General features: G+C 61.9%; 15 protein-coding genes. 11 read left to right on the top strand and 4 right to left on the bottom strand.

Translation table 11 applies throughout. From position 1 onward, the window contains the following. Nucleotides 1-5 precede the first annotated feature (5 nt). Complete coding sequence (locus D5261_RS00695; RefSeq protein WP_119320041.1) at nucleotides 6-1,748, top strand: putative ABC transporter permease subunit; 1,743 nt, start codon at nucleotides 6-8, stop codon at nucleotides 1,746-1,748. Here the strand turns inward: D5261_RS00695 and D5261_RS00690 are convergent. After that, nucleotides 1,745-2,806: a zinc-binding dehydrogenase gene (locus tag D5261_RS00690; protein WP_119320040.1), complete on the bottom strand. Its 1,062-nt coding sequence runs from the start codon at nucleotides 2,804-2,806 to the stop codon at nucleotides 1,745-1,747. The two genes, D5261_RS00695 and D5261_RS00690, sit on opposite strands and share 4 nt — an antisense overlap. 108 nt (nucleotides 2,807-2,914) lie before the next feature. Here D5261_RS00690 and D5261_RS00685 point away from each other — a divergent pair, with 108 nt between their 5' ends. Further along, nucleotides 2,915-3,745: a helix-turn-helix transcriptional regulator gene (locus D5261_RS00685; RefSeq protein WP_119320039.1), complete on the top strand. Its 831-nt coding sequence runs from the start codon at nucleotides 2,915-2,917 to the stop codon at nucleotides 3,743-3,745. Nucleotides 3,746-3,775: 30 nt separating this feature from the next. Continuing rightward, the gene (locus D5261_RS00680; RefSeq protein WP_119320038.1) at nucleotides 3,776-5,146 is read left to right on the top strand and encodes a hypothetical protein; all 1,371 of its coding nucleotides are present in this window, start codon (nucleotides 3,776-3,778) and stop codon (nucleotides 5,144-5,146) included. Between the two features lie 11 nt (nucleotides 5,147-5,157). On the opposite strand, the gene D5261_RS00675 is transcribed toward D5261_RS00680, so the two are convergent. From D5261_RS00675 to mobA, 3 genes are read right to left on the bottom strand one after another with little or no spacing between them, the layout of a single operon-like run. Then, entirely contained in the window at nucleotides 5,158-5,943 is a 786-nt protein-coding gene (locus tag D5261_RS00675) for a sugar phosphate isomerase/epimerase family protein (protein WP_119320037.1), read from the bottom strand. 42 nt (nucleotides 5,944-5,985) lie between these two features. Continuing rightward, the gene (locus tag D5261_RS00670) at nucleotides 5,986-6,369 is read right to left on the bottom strand and encodes a DUF7009 family protein (RefSeq protein ID WP_119320036.1); all 384 of its coding nucleotides are present in this window, start codon (nucleotides 6,367-6,369) and stop codon (nucleotides 5,986-5,988) included. Beyond that, a complete protein-coding gene (mobA, locus tag D5261_RS00665; RefSeq protein WP_119320035.1) occupies nucleotides 6,366-6,953 on the bottom strand; it encodes a molybdenum cofactor guanylyltransferase in 588 nt (195 codons plus the stop codon). The genes D5261_RS00670 and mobA overlap by 4 nt, the downstream gene beginning before the upstream one ends. A 556-nt stretch (nucleotides 6,954-7,509) precedes the next feature. On the opposite strand from mobA, the gene D5261_RS00660 reads away from it, so the two are divergent. The 8 genes from D5261_RS00660 (at nucleotide 7,510) to D5261_RS00625 (ending at nucleotide 17,682) form a co-directional block, all read left to right on the top strand. Beyond that, a complete protein-coding gene (locus D5261_RS00660; RefSeq protein ID WP_218025509.1) occupies nucleotides 7,510-7,950 on the top strand; it encodes a hypothetical protein in 441 nt (146 codons plus the stop codon). Nucleotides 7,951-7,953: 3 nt separating this feature from the next. Continuing rightward, a complete protein-coding gene (locus tag D5261_RS00655; protein WP_119320034.1) occupies nucleotides 7,954-10,026 on the top strand; it encodes a molybdopterin oxidoreductase family protein in 2,073 nt (690 codons plus the stop codon). Nucleotides 10,027-10,183: 157 nt separating this feature from the next. Further along, nucleotides 10,184-11,845: a porin gene (locus D5261_RS00650; protein WP_119320033.1), complete on the top strand. Its 1,662-nt coding sequence runs from the start codon at nucleotides 10,184-10,186 to the stop codon at nucleotides 11,843-11,845. A gap of 220 nt (nucleotides 11,846-12,065) precedes the next feature. Next, entirely contained in the window at nucleotides 12,066-12,197 is a 132-nt protein-coding gene (locus D5261_RS00645) for a hypothetical protein (protein WP_301002381.1), read from the top strand. Nucleotides 12,198-12,223: 26 nt separating this feature from the next. Next, a complete protein-coding gene (locus D5261_RS00640; RefSeq protein ID WP_119320032.1) occupies nucleotides 12,224-14,368 on the top strand; it encodes a chitobiase/beta-hexosaminidase C-terminal domain-containing protein in 2,145 nt (714 codons plus the stop codon). A gap of 486 nt (nucleotides 14,369-14,854) precedes the next feature. Continuing rightward, a complete protein-coding gene (locus D5261_RS00635) occupies nucleotides 14,855-16,396 on the top strand; it encodes a nitrate/nitrite transporter (protein WP_354673145.1) in 1,542 nt (513 codons plus the stop codon). A gap of 93 nt (nucleotides 16,397-16,489) precedes the next feature. Next, the gene (locus D5261_RS00630) at nucleotides 16,490-17,164 is read left to right on the top strand and encodes a hypothetical protein (protein ID WP_119320030.1); all 675 of its coding nucleotides are present in this window, start codon (nucleotides 16,490-16,492) and stop codon (nucleotides 17,162-17,164) included. Nucleotides 17,165-17,334: 170 nt separating this feature from the next. Next, nucleotides 17,335-17,682, top strand: a complete 348-nt coding sequence (locus tag D5261_RS00625) for a molybdopterin oxidoreductase (protein ID WP_119320029.1) — start codon at nucleotides 17,335-17,337, stop codon at nucleotides 17,680-17,682. Nucleotides 17,683-17,934: the final 252 nt, after the last annotated feature.

Below are 17,934 nucleotides of genomic sequence, written 5' to 3'. Positions count from 1 at the left end.
GCCCTATGTTCCGGATTTTGATACGCGCCCGCCTGCGGATGCTGGCGAACACCGCCCGCTCGGCGCCGCGCTGGCATAAGCTCATGGTCGTGTGGCTGACCCTCTTTGGCGTCATGATCTTCGCGACCATCGGCCTGGCCTGCGCGGCGCTTGTGCTGCTGATGCAGGGCGCCGCCGCCCGCCATGGCGCGCTGAACCCCGCCGCCGCGCAGCTGACGGCGCACGTCTATCAGTACCTCTTTTTCTTTCTGCTCGCCGGCTCTGTGCCGTTCGTCGCCTCGTCGCTGTTCCAGGACAACGATCTGCCGCTTCTTCTCACGACTCCCGTCACGCCCTCCGCCGTAGTCGCCGCCAAGCTTGTGGATTCCGTAATCGCCAACTCCGCGCAGTTCACCGTGCTCGGCGTTCCCGTCTTGATCGGGATCGGATGGGGGATCGGCCTGTCCGCGTCTGGATGGGCGTGGTTTATCGCCTCGCTCGCCCTGCTGCTGATCTTCACGCCGGCGTTCACCGGGTCCCTGCTGCTGGTGCTGGCGCGGATCCTGGGGGTAAAGAAGGTGCGGTTCGTGGTGATGGGAGTGAGCGTCGTGCTGGCGCTCGGCATCACGCTTCTCGCGGTGGCGGGGACGAGCCGCGCGACGCAAAGCGGCGCGCTGGATGTCGGCCGGATGCGCGCCGCCCTCTCCGGAGCGGCCACGGCCACCGGGACCCCCGCCGCGCAATGGAGCGCCGCGCAGACACAGGTCCAGGCGCTCTCCAAAGGCCAATCGGAAGCGGGGCTGAGCTGGCTGCCGTCCTCCTGGGCCTGCTCCGTGGCGATGGACACCGCCGGCGGCCGCCCGATCGGGCCGGCCGGAGCGCACGGCCTGATCGCATTGGTGGCCGCGACGGTGGTGATGATTGCGTTCTGTATTGTGGTGGGCGGACGAGTCGTGTCTTCCGAGGATATTTTAGAGCAGCAGGACCTCAATCAGGTTGGGCGAGGCATCCGCCGCCGTCAGGGCGCGCCGCCGCTGGGAATGTCGCCGGCGATGGCGGGCCTGATCGTCAAGGACTTCCTCTATATCGGGCGCGACACGATCTTGATCGGCCAGATCGGCACGACGCTGATCCTCTTCTTCGTGCCCTTCGTCCTCAAATGGACTCAGCCCGGCGCGTCGTCCGGCGAGGATATGTACGGCAATCTGGCGATGCTGATGATCGCGCTTGTAGTCTACATGGTCACGAGCATCATCGGGCTTTCCACGGTGGGACTGGAAGGCAAGGGCGCGTGGATGGTGCTCGCCGGACCGCTGACGCGCCGGGATTTTCTGGTCGCCAAGTGGATCGTGTCGTTTGTGATGTCCATCGCGCTGGTGACGGGCATGGTCGTGATCGCCGCCCTCGCGTTTCGATGGTCCCTCAGCCTGTCCCTGATCGCCTTCGGGATCTTCACCTTCGCCTGTTTTGGGCTTTCGGGCCTGGGCGTCGGCCTCGCCGGCATCTTCCCGCGTTTTCTGTACGACAACCCCGCCCACCGCGCGAGCGTTTGGGCGATGGTCCTGGGGTTTGTCCTGGCGACCTGCTATGTCGTCTTCTGCGCCCTGCTCGCCGCAGGCGTCTATGTCGCCTTCGCGCAGCATTTGCTCGGGCCGCCCGCCCTGTTCGCCCTCGCCGCGCTGCTCTTCATCGCGCTCTCCATCACGACCGGCTACACCCCGATCGCCCTCGCCGCGAAGCGGCTTGGGCGATACGAGTGGGAGCACTAGGGGACAAGCACGGCGTATTCGAAGCCGCGCAGATCCTTTGCCTGGGCGATGGCGTTGTCGATGTCGTCCAGCGCGAACGTGCGTGGGCGGATCGGGCTGAGATCGAGGATCCCGGCCTGCGCCATGTTGATAATCTCGCTCGGCGCATGCTTCGGATACATAAAGGATCCGCGGATCGTGAGCTCCTCCAGCATGATCTTCGAGTAGGGCAGGGGAATGTCGGCGTGCACCCCTCCGACAAACACCGCCGTCCCTCCGCGCCGCAGCGCATGGATGCCGGCGAGCGTGGGCGCGGCGGTCGTCACTTTGCCAAGCACGTCGAGCAGCAGATCGGCGCCGCCGGCGACCCGGCGAAGCTCCTCGGTATAGACTTCGGGAGCGGCGTCGAGACTCACCGGCGCGATGCGCTTCGGCGCGAGCTTCCGCAACTGATCCAGCATCTCCCCATCGCGTCCGACCGCGACGATCTTTGCGGCGCCCATGGCGAGCGCCAGCAGAACCGCCGACGCGCCGATGCTTCCGGTCGCCCCATTCACGATCACCGCTTGTCCCGAATGCAATCCTCCCCGGATCAGGCCGCCGTAGGCGATGGCGGAATAGCCCAGATACGTGAGCGCCTCCGGCGTCAGCCCAAGGTCGTCCGGAATCGGCGTCAGGCATTCCGCCGGCCACAGCGCCTTTTCCGCGAAGCTGCCGTCACGCCAGATCGACTGCGTGCGCCCTGCGTCGGGACCAAGTCCGGTCCAGCCGATCAATATTCGGTCGGAAGTGACGCCAATCGTGCGCGAGCCGATATAGGCGTCGCAGAAGACCGTTTGTCCGGCGCTCAGTCCGAACACATCGTCGGCGATCGCTTCGATCACGCCGATCGCTGTGGGGCCGAGGGTGCAGGGCGTCGGCGTCGTGAAGCCCAGCTCCCCCGAAATTACCTGGTCGGTATAGGACGCCACGCGGGCGGCGAGGATGCGGACGATCGCGCCGCCGGCGCGCAATTGAGGCTCGCCGATGTTTTCAACCTTCAGCGCGGCTCCAAGATGTTCCAATCGTGCGGCTTTCATGGGTATCCTCCTGAAAATAGTGTCGTAAGGAATTTACCTCGATCCGCGCAACCCTAACAAGACACGCGGCGATCATAGGATGAGAAGTATCAGGATAAGGAGTGAGGGATGCCGGACGGAGAGCATCGGCGGGAGCTGGCGAATTTTTTGAGGACGCGCCGCGAGCGGATCGCGCCCTCCGAAGTGGGATTGAAGGCGGGGCCGCGCCGTCGCACGCCTGGGCTGCGCCGTGAGGAAGTGGCGGACCTCGCGGGCGTCGGAACCGCCTGGTACACGTGGCTGGAGCAGGGCCGCGACATCCGCGTGTCCACGGAAACCCTGGACAGCCTGGCGTGCGCGCTGCGCCTCGGCCCCGACGAGCGGACGCATCTGTTCACGCTCGCCCATCCGGAAACCCTGCGCGTCATCGTTCCCCCCAGGGACGAGACGGTCACGCCGTCCCTCCAGCGGATGCTGGACAACCTCAAGGACAGCCCCGCGTATCTCGCCGGCCGCCGCTGGGACATCCTCGCCTGGAACCGCGCCGCCGCCCTCACGTTCACGGATTACTCGCAAATCCCCATCGAACACCGCAATAACCTTTGGCTGGTGTTCGCCTATCCGCCGTTCCGCACGCTGCTCGCCGAGTGGGAAAAGCACGCCCGCGCCGTCCTCTCACAGTTCCGCGTTGACAGCGGCCGCTACGCCGGTGATCCCCAATTCGCGGCGCTCATCGCCGAGCTCAGCGAAATCAGCCCCGAGTTTCGAGAGTGGTGGCCGCGTCACGAAGTGCGCGGCCGGACGGAAGGCTGCAAGATCCTCCAGCATCCAACGGCGGGAAGAATGGCGCTGGAATACTCCGCGTTCACCGTCGGGGATAACCCCGACATGAAACTCGTCGTCTTCACGCCGCTATGCGAAGACAATTCAGTGGACAAGATGAACCGGCTGCTGGCGTAAGCAATCTAGCGCTTTTAAGAGAACTCTATTATGCCCGTCCAAACTCGCTCTTTGATCGACTTCATCCTTCATAATAAGACTCCTGTTTGGCATGAGTGGAATGGGGACATCCTCGAACTTAGCGAAGCACTCCAGGAATCCGCGCTAAATTTTCCAATCCTCAGTCGTTCGCTGGGGAATCCCACGCAGGCCAGACGCCTAAACGTTCGCCTTTTTGAACTGATCGATCGATTGGCTGGGAAACAAAGCCAGCCGTTTTATGGCCGTTTAATGGAGCTTATGCCTACGAATGGCCGTAATGTCCCCTATGATTTGGAGCAGTATGAGGCCAGAAGTCCTTGGAGCATGGCCCAAATCGTTTATGGGTGGGGAAGAAGGCTGGAATCATCGGAACGCCATCGAATATTGGAGTTTCTGCAGCAAGATGCACAGAGGGAGTGCGACGATTTTGCAAACGTCTGCGATTCAGGGATGGTAGCCTGGGCGGAGATTTGCCCCGTTGATGAAGCGGAAAAACTCATCGACTGGGTGGATATTTGCGCGGTAAACAAAATCCCGACGAACACTGGCTTTCATTATGCTGCGCTGTTCCGTGAATATCAGTCTAAGGTCTCCGATCCGCGCGTTCGCGTGAAGTCTATTTTATCCAAACTCGGCGTTGTCTCATCGGCAGATATTGATTCCAGCGACAATCCCTATCGCCCCCTATCCTATTATCTGAAGAATCAGCTCACTAAGGATTTGGCGATGCTCATTCCCTCCGATGAGAGTGATTTTCCCGCTTCGGAGGACGCTCTTTGGAATTGGTGTTTGAATGCCGTGGAGGAAGTCCTTGACAGCGGCCAAATCCGACTCCTATTGCGAGACGATATTAAGCATCGATTCCAGAACTGCGCCAGGGAAATGTGGGTGCTCTCTCGAACCCAGAACAACTGGGAGATGTTTTACGACCATTTGGATGTCATATCGGAAAACGGATTGCGATATCCGGCCCTGAAGCGTCTTGCTTATGTGCTGCCGGCAAATAAATATGAGCTGTGGGATAAGCTGTTTGCGTGGCCCAGTGTCGGAAACTTCGTGATGCAGGCTTATTGCGCTTGGCTCCCTTTAGAGGAGTATGACCGGCTGTCATTTTTTTTCGGCCCGAACGCGGAAGGCGTGAATAGCGAACGCTTTGATAGAGCGGTCACTGCTTATCAGGCATATCTGCATCGCACTCCTAAAGACGATTTGCCGCAATTCTGGCCGAACAGCACACCGATGTCATATAGTCAGATGATGCTATTAGATCGGTTTCTATACGCCCCGGAGCCACTGAAACCGAAGGCGATTGCTCGGGATGTTCAGGAGGTCGAGAACGATTTTACGCTCACCGACCCCCTCGATATCCGGGGCTATTAACCGAACGTTCCCTATGCTCCCCACCGCGCCCGAATCCGTTTCGCCGAGTAGAGGCAGATGTCCCACAGATCGCCGATCGGCTGCTGTGTGTACGGAAGCGTGGGCATGTATCCGGGCGGGCCGTATTCGGGGGTGAAATAGAGGGTGTCTTCGCCGCGCGCTTCGTGGGCGGCGCGGATCTGACTCCAGTAGGCGTCGAACCGATCGACGGCGTAGGCGAATTCGGGGGCGCGCGGGTCGGAGACCTGGGGGCCTTGTTCGTGACCGACGCGGCCGTGGATGTGGTGCGCGCGCTTGTAGGCGATCTCCATGTTCGGATCGTGCTCGTCGAGGAGGCGTTCGCTGACGCAGGTCCAGTGGCTGAAGTCGGCGACGATCTTTAGCTCCGGGAATTTGCGCAGGTACGCGGCGGTGATCCAGGGATTAAAGAGAGTGCGTCCGCGATGCGTCTCATGAAGGATTTTGATCCCGCTGCGGCCCTCGGCGAGCAGCGCGCCTTCGAAGTAGTCGCACCCCAGATCGAACGGCAGGTGATCCGCGCCGGAGTGGATATTCAGGAACTTGACGTCGATCTCGCCGGCGGCCGCGACGCCCCGGTCCAGCGCGGCGACGTCGCCCGCGAAGATCATTCCGATGTATCCCAGGCCGCGCGTTTCCAGCTGACGCTGGAACTCCGGGAGATTGTGTTCGGGAAGGGGCGTCTCGACGCCGTCGTAGCCGGCCTCGGCGATGCGGTCTAGCTGTTCGTCGAGCGAACCCTCCATGCCCCACAGGGCTTTGTAGACTTTCAATTTCATCCGTCTTTGTCCTTCCATGGGCTTGCTGAGATGGGAGTCGATTTAGGGTGAGCAAGCCGACGGGTTGTCGAAGCTGTGGGTGTCGTCCTCGCCGACCCGATCCTGAAGACAGGCGAAATCCTTCTCCAGCAGCAGGCGCAGCGAGCGTCCATCCCCGATTTCCTGCGCGGCTTCCACGCCGACCGTCTCAGTATTCACGAGCGTCGCGGCGTCTTCCTGCCGAATAAAGATTGCAATCTGATTTTGCGTGAACGCCGCCGCCAGCGGCGTGTCCTGTTCCCGCGCGACGACCGTGCAGCGAAGCGTGTGTTCCGGGCTGGGGCCGAACTCCGTGCGCTCCTCGACCGTATCGCCCAGCCCCAGCGCGGCGATCTCCCGCCGGTCCAGCCGCAGGCGAACGGAATTGCCGCGTATGCGTAGTTTCATAATTTGTCTTTCCTATCCAAATCACGCCACTCCTCGGGAGTGTTGATATTGACCAGCGCCGCCCGGATCTCCGCCGGTACGTCGGCGACCACGAACGAACTGTCCGCGATCAGCCCATTCATCGAAAGGCGTCCGGCGGCGATGCGCGCGGCCATCGCTTCTTTGAGGTCTTGCCGATAGACCGCGAACAGCGGCTCGATCTGATCCCCATTGCGTCCCGCAAGTCCCGGCGCCCCTGTGGGCAGGTCGCGCGCGGCGCCGAGCAGCCACTCCAAGGCGCGCGCATCCAAATACGGCATGTCGCACGCGACGGCGAGGATCGAGTTGCTCCCCGACTCCAGCGCGGTCAGCACGCCGCCCATCGGCCCCAAATCGGGATACCGATCCGGCAAAAACGTCACCGCGGGGCCGCCCCAGTCTTCCGGCTGCTGCCGGCCGACAACCAGTACGGGAACTCCCACGCAGACCGCCGCCCCGGCGAGTCGCTCCAGCAGCGTCGCGCCGTCCCACGGCAGCGCCGCCTTATCCCGCCCCATCCGGCGGCTCCGGCCGCCGGCGAGGATTGCGATGGCGATGTTTTCCATGGAGGATAGGGTACCCGGGGAATGTTTCGAAATGTGTACGATCTGCAAAGCGTTTCTCCTGCGCCTACGGGCGACCTACTCCCGGCAAACCCACCCCGGGGCTTCGGTCGACACCTTGCAAACCCACCCCGGCCTTCGGCCGCCCCCTCCCTTGCAAACCCACCCCGGCCCTTCGGGCCACCCCTCCCGCCGACGGGAAGGGTTGGTAAGATTGCCTCTTATAGAAGCTGCCTGCGATAACACACTCTGAAATAACCCTTCCCGTCGGCGGGAGGGGTGGCCCGAAGGGCCGGGGTGGGTTTGCCCCGGAGAGAGCGCCCGAAGGCCGGGGGGTGGGTTTGCCCCCGTCTGTCCGTTGAAAAACTTTTTCCTCCGAAACAGTTCTGAAACACGCGGGCGGTATCGTTATAGCGGAAGGAGCAAGCGGCGAGGACGCCGTGAATGCTCCGTTCGTTACTCTCCCACGTTTCCCCGGCAGTGTCGCCTTCCCAATCGCTTGTGAAATCCGCCCAGAGGCGGTATCATTCGGTACCAATGGAAAGGTGTCTGTCTACTCATGAGCTCCATCCTGTCGCAATACGAAACGCCGGTCGTGATCAGCGAAACCCGGCTTCAGCAGCTGCTGCGCACTAAGCGCGCTACGCCGCGTTTTTTGCAGGGCGTGTACCCTTTCGCCGGACGCGGGGTCTTTGATCTCGCGCCGCTGAACGAAGCGCTCAGTTATACCGTGCCCAAAGGCAAGGTCGCGCAGGTTCAGTACTTCCGGGCGGGCAATCTGTCGGATGATATTCTTTATCTCGCCATTTCGACGAATGGGTCGCCCGTTCGCTACTTTCCGGTCGGCCCCAAATCCGATAACCATGTGCCGCTCGCTATTGTCGAGGATCATCCGGCCGGAACACGCATCGAAGTGTGCCTCGCCGCCCCGCGCGGACTGACCGGCACGGTGGTGCTGGACGTCGGCCTGGTCGAGATCGACGCCGAGGAGCAAGCTTAAATTATGTCGTCCGCCACCGCCACGCACTGTCCTTACTGCGCTCTGCAATGCGGAATGAACCTGGTTTCGGAAGGCGATTTGATCACCGTCGCCGCCCGGCCGGACTTTCCGACGAACAAGGGCGGGCTTTGCCAGAAGGGCTGGACCAGCGCGGACCTGATCGCGCATCCGGACCGGCTGACATCGCCCTGGATCCGCGATCGTAAGGGCGGGGAGCTGCGGCCGTGCGAGTGGGACGAGGCGCTGGACCGGATCGTGACGGAGATTCGGCTGGCGCAGCAGAAGTATGGTCTCGACTCCATCGGCATCTTCGGCGGCGGCGGCCTCACCAACGAAAAGGCGTATATGCTGGGCAAGTTCGCCCGCGTCGCCCTGCGGACGCCCAACATCGATTACAATGGGCGCTTCTGTATGTCCTCGGCGGCGGCGGCGGGCATCAAGGCGTTTGGGATCGACCGCGGCCTGCCGTTCCCGCTCGAAGACATCCCCGGCGCGGAGACGATCCTTCTCATCGGAAGCAATCCCGCCGAGACGATGCCGCCGATCATGCAGTACTTCGAGGAGCATCGGAGCCGGGGCGGGAATTTGATTGTCGCCGACCCGCGCCGCACGCCGACCGCGCAGAACGCCGCCGTGTTTCTGCAATTGACGCCGGGAACGGACGGCGCGCTCGCCAACGGCCTGCTGCATATTGCGATGGCGGACGGCCTGCTCGATCACGATTTCATCGAAGCGCGCACGACCGGATTTGACGCCGTACGGCGCACGGTTGCCTCCTACTGGCCGGACCGGGTCGAGCGCATCACCGGCGTCCCGGTGAAGGATCTGACGAAGGCGGCGCACCTGATGGGCGAGGCGGCGACGGCGATGGTGCTGACGGCGCGCGGCGCCGAGCAGCAAAGCAAGGGCGTCGAGAATGTCCAGGCGTTTATCAACCTCGCCCTCGCGCTCGGCAAGGCCGGCAAACCGCACTGCGGCTATGGATGTCTGACGGGGCAGGGCAATGGGCAGGGCGGGCGCGAGCATGGGCAAAAGGCCGACCAGCTTCCGGGATACCGTAAGATCGACAATCCCGCGCACCGGGCGTATATCGCCGGCGTCTGGGGCGTGGACGAAGCCACGATCCCCGGACCGGGACGCTCGGCGTATGAACTGCTCGATACGCTCGGAACGCCTGGCGGTGTCCGCGCGCTGATGGTGGCCGCCTCCAATGTCGTGGTCTCCGCGCCGCGCGCCAGTCATATCGAAGAGCGGCTGGATGCGCTCGATTTCCTGCTTGTCTCCGATATCTTTCTGTCCGAAACGGCGGCTCGCGCGGATGTCGTGCTGCCCGTAACGCAGTGGGCCGAAGAAGAAGGGACGATGACCAACCTTGAAGGGCGGGTGCTGCTGCGCCGCCGCGCGTCGGAGCCGCCGGAAGGGGTGCGCAGCGACGCTCAGATTTTGAAGGCGCTCGCCGACCGGCTGGGCGCCGGGCAGTACTTCACCGAGCGGCCGCGCGAGATCTTTGAGGAGCTGCGCCGGGCCAGCGCCGGCGGCGCTGCGGACTACGCCGGCGTTACGTACGAACGAATCGCCGCCCAAAACGGTGTCTTCTGGCCCTGTCCCTCCGAAGACCATCCCGGAACGCCGCGAATGTTTCTGGACAAGTTCGCCACCGAGGACGGCCGCGCGAAGTTTCACCCCGTGGCGCATCGGGAGGTCGCCGAAGCGCCCGATGACGAGTATCCACTCTACCTGACGACGGGACGCGTCATGGCGCAGTACCAATCGGGAACGCAAACGCGCCGGGTGGAAAAGCTGCGCGCGAACGCCCCGGAAGCCTTTGTCGAGATCCACCCCTCGCTGGCCCGCCGCTTCGGGATCGCCGACGGGGATATGGTGCGTCTCGCCACACGGCGCGGCGCGGCGGAGGCCAAAGCCAGGCTGACGACTTCGATCCGGCAGGACACCATCTTCGTCCCGTTCCACTGGGCGGGGAAGGGACGCGCGAACCTGCTCACCAATCCGGCGCTCGACCCAACATCGCGCATGCCGGAATTCAAGATTTGCGCCGTGCAAATTGCAAAATTGTGAGGTTTTATGGAATAGTCATGTTATACTAGTGGCTAACTGGTAAATTGTCTGGCAAGGGAAGCCAGCATGGATTTGGTCGCCGGCGGACCGATACTCAAGACGACGATATGAACGTCGCATATTCAAAAAAGGGGATGAGAATTTGCAAAGAAGGACGATGCATACGCTGATCGGGATTTCCGCATTGGCGCTCGGCGGAACATTGGCGGCGGGCGTACGGCCCGCGCAGGCCCAGGCTGCGGCGTTTCCGGACGTTCCGGAAAACCACTGGGCCTATACGGCGGTTCAGAGCCTGGCCGACAAAGGACTCGTGAAGGGATATCCCAACGGCCAGTTTTTGGGCAATCGGGCGCTGACGCGTTACGAGTTCGCCACGGTGGTTGACCGTCTGCTTCAAACAATTGCGGACATCAAGAGCGGCGCGCCGCAAACGCCCGCCGTCACGCAGGACGATCTGAACAAGATTCAAGTTCTGGTCGACAGCTTCAAGACCGAGCTGACCGCGATCCAGTCCGATGTGACCAAAGCGCAGGCCGATATCACGACGCTGCGCGGCCAGGTTGAGGATTTGCGTCAGGATGTGCTGGACACCAAGGACCTTGCAAACAAAGCGCAGGACACCGCGAATAATTCGTACGGCGTCGGCGCGAAGCGCAAGTTCCAGATCAGCGGCTACATCCAGGCGCGATACTTCGCGGCCGACGAGCACAACCAGACGAGCGCCGATCATCTGAAGTTCCCGTATGGCAAAGCGCCCGGCAACTCTTACAACGGCGATTACGCCTCGGGATCTAACGGTGGATCCTTTGTGATCCGCCGCTCGCGCCTCAAGTTCACCGGACAGCTGACGCAGAACACGCGCTACGCCATTCAGCTCGACGCTTCGGGATTCGCCAATCCGACCGCTACCCCATCCAACAGCAACTCGGCGAACAACTCCGCGGTCAGCGTCCGTGAAGGTTATGTCAACTATACCTTCGGCAACGGCGACCCGCTGAAGAACATCGGAATCACCGCCGGTATGTTCTCCACTCCCTTCGGCTACATCCTGCCGCTCTCCACCGCGAACCACATCCAGGCCGAGCGCCCGCTCGCTTTCAACGAAGGCGGCCAGGGCCTCTTCTCCGGACAGGATTACGATCGCGGCGTTCAGGTGACCGGCGGCTCCGCCAGCCTGCGCCTGACGGCGGCGCTGATCAACGGAACCGGGCAGGTCAGCAACGACACCGACCGCCAGGTCGATCAGGTCTATCGCGCGGCGTACCAGACCGGCGACAAAAAGCTGGGCATTGGCGTTTCCTACTACAACGGCCATGTGCCGGACTACAGCGATGTCGGCCCCGCCTACCAATCGCGCAAGAAAGAGCTGACGGGCGCGGACGTCCAGTACAACCCGACCGCGAATATCTTCGTGAACGGCGAGTATGTGGCCGGAAAGTTCGAGCAGCGGACCTACTTCGCCAACCCGGCCGGCAGCCTGCTCAATCAATCCACGCTGGCGCTGTCGTCCAACGTCTACGCTCCGGGCAACAAGGTCGAAGGTTACTACGCGCTCGGCGGTTATACCTTCAGCCCCGCCGGCGCGCACCCGCTGACCTTCGCGGTCAACTACGATGAGTTCAACCGGGCAAAGAGCGGCGCGGGCAGTGACAGCTCGTACACGGACCAGAACCTCGGCTTCGGCGCGCTGTACGGCCTCGACAAAGCCACACGGCTGCGCTTGTGGTACACCAAGCCCAGCAAAGTCGCCCACGCCCCCAGCTCCGTCAACCCCGAAAAGGTCGGTCTGTTCGTGAGCGAACTTCAGGTCAAGTTCTAGGGCGGATGTCACGCGGCCCGGCAGGCGGAATGGATGTCCATTCCGCCTGCTCTGCCGTTCGGAGCGAGAATTGGGAGTAATCGTCGAATCTCATGTCATTTATCAACAAGTGGGACTAGCGTTTTGAGGCGCCATGAGGTAGTCTTCTGGGGAACCATACTCAGAAAGTTAACCATGGGCTAACACGAGCAGGCGTTCGACGAATGGCTTGGTCGAGCGGATGAACGGTCTGATCAAAGGGAAATCGGCCAAGCGGCATCGTTACGAGACGGCGGATCATGGACATCTCGCGCTGGACGAGACGCTGATCCGCGACGACTTCTTTCGGCCTGACAGCAGGATCAACTGCTGAATTGGACTCACGAAAGGACATCCCACATGAGCCGACTGCATTTCGCAACGTCCGCGGCCGTCAGCGCCGCCTCTGTCCTTTTTGTTGGATTTGCAAGCCATTGCGCCGACGCGCAGGCTTACACTGTGTCGCTACTCAACGGCGCGGGCGCCCCGCTGACAGTCCCGCAGGGTTATCAGGGACAACTGGTCGGCGGAACGACTTCGGCTGTCATGGGGAATCCCGGCGGCCCGATCATCAGCCTCGATCCGCCGGCGTACTTCGGCTCAACAGTCGCCGGAATCTACGGCGCCAATCAAATGGGCTCGTATAACGAGGCCAAGTACACCTACTATTCCAAGAGGTTCGGCTGGCGCACTTTCTACACGGTGCACGCCATCTTATGGAGCGGCTCGGATAAGAACTTCGTCGATCTGCATCCCACCTCACTCACCCTGCATCTTCTCAACGGAACAAGCGCGGCGGCCCAGAGCTGGGGGACCGCCATTTCACAGGGGCAGGAAGTTGGCTACGCCACCGATTCCAGCGGTTACGACCATCCGATTTTGTGGAAAGGGACTGCGGCGAGCGCGGTCGATCTGCTGCCCTCCGTCTGGTATGACGGCGTCGCGACCGCGGTGGATCATGGAATCGAGGTCGGCTATGGAACGTCGGGCCTCGTCACCCACGCCGCTCTCTGGAAAGGAACGGCCGCGAGCTTTGTCGATTTGCAGCCGCCGACGATGAACACCGGTCAGTCCACCCTCGCGCTTGGCGTCGACCAGGCTCATAACACCGAGGTCGGATTTCTGGAGACGCCGGTGCAGGAGGTCGGATTTATCGGCTACACAACGGACGCCGTGCTGTGGCATGGAACGGCGGACACCCTGACCGACTTAGGTCCGTCCGGCTACTCCTTTTCCGAGGCGATTGGCGCGGGGAGCGGGTATCAGGTCGGGTACGCCGCCGTATCGGCGGGGGCTCAGCACGCCGGTGTTTGGTCCGGAACGGCCGCGTCCTTTGTCGATCTGCATCCGTTCCTGCCGCCCGGATACCTGTCGTCGAAGGCGGTGACGGTTGATAAGTACGGGAATATCATCGGCGCCGCTTACACCGGAGCCTCGTTTACCGGATCCGTTACGCCGGTCGAATGGTCGCTTCCCGGAAAAACGGTCGTCAGCGCGAGCGAAACGCCGGCGCCGAACGGGCGCGGCTGGAACTCCTCGAAGGTCACGCTGAGCCTCATGTCGCCGTATACGTCGCCCGGCTCGACGCTGCAATACAAGATCGGCGCGAGCGCCTCCGTCACGGTCAGCGGCGGTTACGCGCAGGTCGCCATCAGCAGCGATGGGTCGCATGTCGTGCAGTATAGCGCTCGAGACGGGGCGTCCGGACAGCTGACACAGGTCTCTCAGAACACGATCAATATCGACACCACGACTCCTAAAACGACCGAGGCGTTCGGAGCCGGCGTCGTGACACTGAAGGCGGCGGACGATAAGGGCGATCTGCCCACTATTTACTACAGTCTCGACGGCGGGGCTCCCGCCGTCTATTCCACGCCGTTTGCTGTCTCGAATGTCGTGCATACACTCAGTTATTGGAGCGTCGATCTGGCGGGTAACACCGAGGCGGCGCACACGACGACCCTGGGCGCATACGCGCCCACCTTAACGGCGCTGTCTCCGTTTCGCTCGTTTATCTCGACCTCCGATGTGACCGTCGATTGCATCGGCGGCGGCTTCAGCAGCGCGTCGGTCGTGCAGTTCAATGGGGCTCCTCTGGCGACGACGTATGTGAGTCCCACGTCGATTACCGCCGTTATTCCGGCGGCCGACCTTGGGACCGCCGCGAGCAGCCAGATCGAAGTCGTCAACTCGGCTCCGGGAGTTGGGGCGACGTCTTCCCTTCCCTTCGTAGTCGCGCCCTACGCTCAGGCGACTGGCGGTTTCAATGCGGACACCCTCGGGACAACCACGTTCGACATGACGCCGATCACATCGTTTGTCGGCTTCACGCCCAGCGGAGCCTCAGTCCACATCGTCACGGACGCCAACACTGAGTTTCTGAACTCGTACGGCGTGAATATTGGCAACTGGATCGGCGGCCTGGACGAAAGCGGGTTGACGAGCGTCACGGTCACGGGCGTCTACGCTAATGGCGCGCTGACCGCCTGGGTCGCACAAGAATAGAGGCTGCGCAAGACATCCGGGATGTCTTTACCCATCCACCCCGCCTCCCAGTTTTGGGAGGCGAGGCAGGGGGGAGGGCCTCTGATCTGTTTTTCCTTTCCCCAAAAATACTTTCTCCCCCGAAACATTCCTGAAACATCACTCTTCTATACTACACTCACGAAACAAACAGCGACACTGTCGCCGCTGTCCAATTCCCCGTCAGATTTGACGCACTCCTACGGCGCCGTTGCCAACACTTAAGATACCAATTGAGGACACAGGCTCCTCGATTCCCATTTTTGAGTTGCTGGCGGAGCGCCGGAAGTTCTTCTTCCCGCGAACCCTCGATTGCGCTCTCGGCCATAAGCCTCAAGACCATTCGCGAGAGGAGAAGACTTCGTGAAATTAAGCGATCTGAAACAAAGCGGGCACGCCCCGTCGCTCTTTAGCGCCTTCCTGCACTTCGACATTTCTTTTATGGTCTGGGTCATCCTGGGGGCGCTTATGCCCTTCATCATGACCGACCCGTCCCTCACCGGCCAGAACCTGCGCATCACGCCCACCGCCCAGGTCCAGACCGGCGAGCAGTATACGATGCTGATCAAGGGACCGCAGACCGTCAAGCAGAACCCCAAGCTCAAAGCCGACCAGCCCAAGAACGTTTACAACCTGCTGATCAAGCCCGGCGATCCGAGCATCGCCACCAAGGCGAGCGTCAAGCCCGTCGAGAAGTTCGTGCTGGACAACGCCAATCCGGCGACCATCGCCGCCGCGAACGCGCAGTCCAAGCTGATCCACATCGATCTTGCTCCCGGCGCGCACGGCAATCCGAATGAGAACGTGATCGCGCTCAAGCCCGCCGCCGCGCTGGCGAAGGCCGGCAAGACGTTCCAGCCGATCGCGAACGGTTATCCGGCCTCCACCAAGCTGCTGCTGGTGGGCATCCCGCTGCTCGCGGCGGGCTTCTGGCGTATTCTGCTCGGCGTGCTCGCGGACCGGTTCGGTTCCAAGCGCGTCGGCGTCGCGTCGATGTTCTTCACGCTGCTGCCGCTGATCGTCGGTTTTCAGATGGCGACCTCGTACAACTCACTCGTGTTTGTCGCGTTCTTCCTGGGACTGGCGGGCGCATCGTTCGCCGTCGCGCTGCCGCTGGCTTCGCGCTGGTATCCGCCTCACCTTCAGGGCCTTGCGATGGGCATCGCCGGCGCTGGAAACTCCGGCACGGTTCTCGCCACGCTGTTCGCGCCGATGCTCGCCAAAGCGTATGGCTGGCATGAAGTCTTCGGTCTGCTGATGATCCCCGTCGGCATCGTGCTCGTGACCTTCGCCGTGCTCGCCAAGGATCCCCCGAGCCAGGTCCGCCCGGCCCGCGCCGCCGATTACGCGGCGGTTCTGGCGAAGCCCGACGCCTGGTACTTCTGCATGCTGTACTTTGTGACGTTCGGCGGTTTTGTCGGAATGTCCAGCTTCTTCAACACGTTCTTCGTCGATCAGTACGACGCGCCGAAGGCGACGGTCGGTCTCTGGACCGCTCCGTTCATCATGGCCGGCTCCCTCGTCCGCCCCATCGGCGGCGCGCTGGCGGACCGCCTGGGCGGCGTCCGGATGCTCACGGTCCTCTATGCGACCGTGATCTTGATGGCGATCGGCGTGGGCCTGGCGATCAATACCTTCCCGGTGGCGGAGGTTCTGCTCTTCGTGATGATGGCGGCGCTCGGCATGGGCAACGGCTCGGTCTTCCAGCTCGTCCCGCAGCGCTTCAAGAAAGAGATCGGCGTCATGACCGGCCTGGTCGGCGCGGCGGGCGGCGTCGGCGGCTACTACCTGAACTTCGCCCTCGGCCACCTGCATGACATCACCGGCACCTACGCCTCGGGCTTCTACGCCTTCGCCGCCATCGCCGTGGTCGCCTTCGTCGTCCTGCGCTCCGTCGCTCCCGGCTGGACCAAAAGCTGGCTCGGCGCTGGCGGCGTCGCTCACGGCGCTCCCGCCGCGGCTTCCGCTCCGGCCCAAGAGCGCGTCCTGGCGGGCGCCGAAGTCGCATAAGCGGCGCGAAACGAAATGGATGCGTACGCGTTATGTTGATGTCCGCCTGATTGTTACGACGGACATCAGCATCACATCAGCCAGGACGCATTCTTGAATTTCAAAGACTTTATGACCCGGGAAGAGCTTCGCGGCGAGTGCGCTCAAAATGCGCTCATGCTCGCCGCGTCGACGTTCGTTTTGCTGATAGGTTTTCAGCTTTGCGTGATGTACGTGCGGGGATCTCTGGGTTTCGTTCTGCCGTTATTGGTCGTTTGGCCGGTGCTGCCGGCGGCGTTTCTGATCGCCGTCCCTCTGATCGTTCGGTCATGGCCGCGAAAGACGGCGCGCGCGGCGGCTGTGTGCGAACTCTTATCCCTGTGCGTGCTGATCTGGGTTTTCACCTCACACAGCCACGCGTTTCCAGTACGAAAGGCGCTTGGCGAGTGTCGCCGCCTGAGCATTTCTCGATATGGCGGCGCAGTCATGGTGTATGCTGTCGCCGATCGCGACGACCTGAGCGGATTACGCAATCCCGCGCCGCTGAGAGACGCCTACGAGCCGAAAGAGGCGCCGGACATGGAGCTGACGTTCAATTTGCAGTCCAGTCCTGATTATGCGCGAGCCCATTTTTATGCGCCGACGACCTATCCGGAGTACGCTTGCGATTACTATTCGCGGGAGGGAATTATCGGGGACGCGCCGACTCAGGAATATGTGTATGCTTCGCCCGCATTACGCGCGTGGATTCGGAAGGCCGCCGCGCAGGGCGGATCCGTGACGCAATAATCCGCAGTTTCATCATGCAAAACTCGTGTGGTTTTTCTGAACCTCGGGCATAATAGGATCGGTCATGCGCTTCTCCACGGAGGCGCGGCTCTCTCCTCGGCGACGCCGCCCATCCCTTCCATCCTGCTTCCACTATGGAGGCTTTCTTTTATCGACCAAGGAGAAACGACATGTATTCCCAGCCACGCCTGCTGCAAGGCGTTTACACTTTCCAGGGCCATGGCTATCAGAATCCGACGCTGCTGAGCAGCGAGCTGACTTATACCGTCCCGATAGGCAAGCGTGTCCAGCCGGTGTATCTGCGCGCCGGAAACTCGACATCCGCCATGGTCTATCTGGCCCTCATGCGTGACGGCAAGCCGATGCGCCTGTTCCCCATCGGCGCGAAGGGCGACATGCATGTGGCGCTCGCGGTGATTGAGGACCTGACGGCAGGAACCGTGCTGGAGGTGTTTGTCGCCGGGCCAGAGGAGACGGCGGGCGTGATTGTCGTCGATCTGGGTCTTGTGGAAATTTAAAGTGGATCGGAACACGATAATCTTAAGAATGGTCCATGGACTTCTGTGGACCTTGATTTCACTGGCTATACTGAGCTCCCTGTACTTACATTTCCATCCGATGTATGCGCATAAGCTCAGGGATCCCGCCCGGCAATCAATGCCGCCAAAGTGAAGTTCGTCGTTTAGTATGGAAACATGGTCGAAACATTCACGCTCTATACTATGACTGTGACGCCGTTCGCAGTGCTGCGACGGTCTTGAACACTCTGC

The sequence above is a fragment of the Capsulimonas corticalis genome (assembly GCF_003574315.2).
Classification (GTDB): domain Bacteria; phylum Armatimonadota; class Armatimonadia; order Armatimonadales; family Capsulimonadaceae; genus Capsulimonas; species Capsulimonas corticalis.
The sequence above is the reverse complement of the archived record's forward strand: the minus strand, read 5'-3'. Positions and strand labels throughout refer to the sequence as shown.

Bases quoted from the DNA above. Each gene is read 5' to 3' on its own strand.
- D5261_RS00675 (WP_119320037.1), bottom strand. From the start codon at position 5,943: ATGAAATTGAAAGTCTACAAAGCCCTGTGGGGCATGGAGGGTTCGCTC.
- D5261_RS00690 (WP_119320040.1), bottom strand. From the start codon at position 2,806: ATGAAAGCCGCACGATTGGAACATCTTGGAGCCGCGCTGAAGGTTGAA.
- D5261_RS00635 (WP_354673145.1), top strand. From the start codon at position 14,855: ATGCCCTTCATCATGACCGACCCGTCCCTCACCGGCCAGAACCTGCGC.
- D5261_RS00670 (WP_119320036.1), bottom strand. From the start codon at position 6,369: ATGAAACTACGCATACGCGGCAATTCCGTTCGCCTGCGGCTGGACCGG.
- D5261_RS00655 (WP_119320034.1), top strand. From the start codon at position 7,954: ATGTCGTCCGCCACCGCCACGCACTGTCCTTACTGCGCTCTGCAATGC.
- D5261_RS00650 (WP_119320033.1), top strand. From the start codon at position 10,184: ATGCATACGCTGATCGGGATTTCCGCATTGGCGCTCGGCGGAACATTG.
- D5261_RS00640 (WP_119320032.1), top strand. From the start codon at position 12,224: ATGAGCCGACTGCATTTCGCAACGTCCGCGGCCGTCAGCGCCGCCTCT.
- D5261_RS00645 (WP_301002381.1), top strand. From the start codon at position 12,066: ATGAACGGTCTGATCAAAGGGAAATCGGCCAAGCGGCATCGTTACGAG.
- D5261_RS00625 (WP_119320029.1), top strand. From the start codon at position 17,335: ATGTATTCCCAGCCACGCCTGCTGCAAGGCGTTTACACTTTCCAGGGC.
- mobA (WP_119320035.1), bottom strand. From the start codon at position 6,953: ATGGAAAACATCGCCATCGCAATCCTCGCCGGCGGCCGGAGCCGCCGG.
- D5261_RS00660 (WP_218025509.1), top strand. From the start codon at position 7,510: ATGAGCTCCATCCTGTCGCAATACGAAACGCCGGTCGTGATCAGCGAA.
- D5261_RS00680 (WP_119320038.1), top strand. From the start codon at position 3,776: ATGCCCGTCCAAACTCGCTCTTTGATCGACTTCATCCTTCATAATAAG.
- D5261_RS00685 (WP_119320039.1), top strand. From the start codon at position 2,915: ATGCCGGACGGAGAGCATCGGCGGGAGCTGGCGAATTTTTTGAGGACG.
- D5261_RS00695 (WP_119320041.1), top strand. From the start codon at position 6: ATGTTCCGGATTTTGATACGCGCCCGCCTGCGGATGCTGGCGAACACC.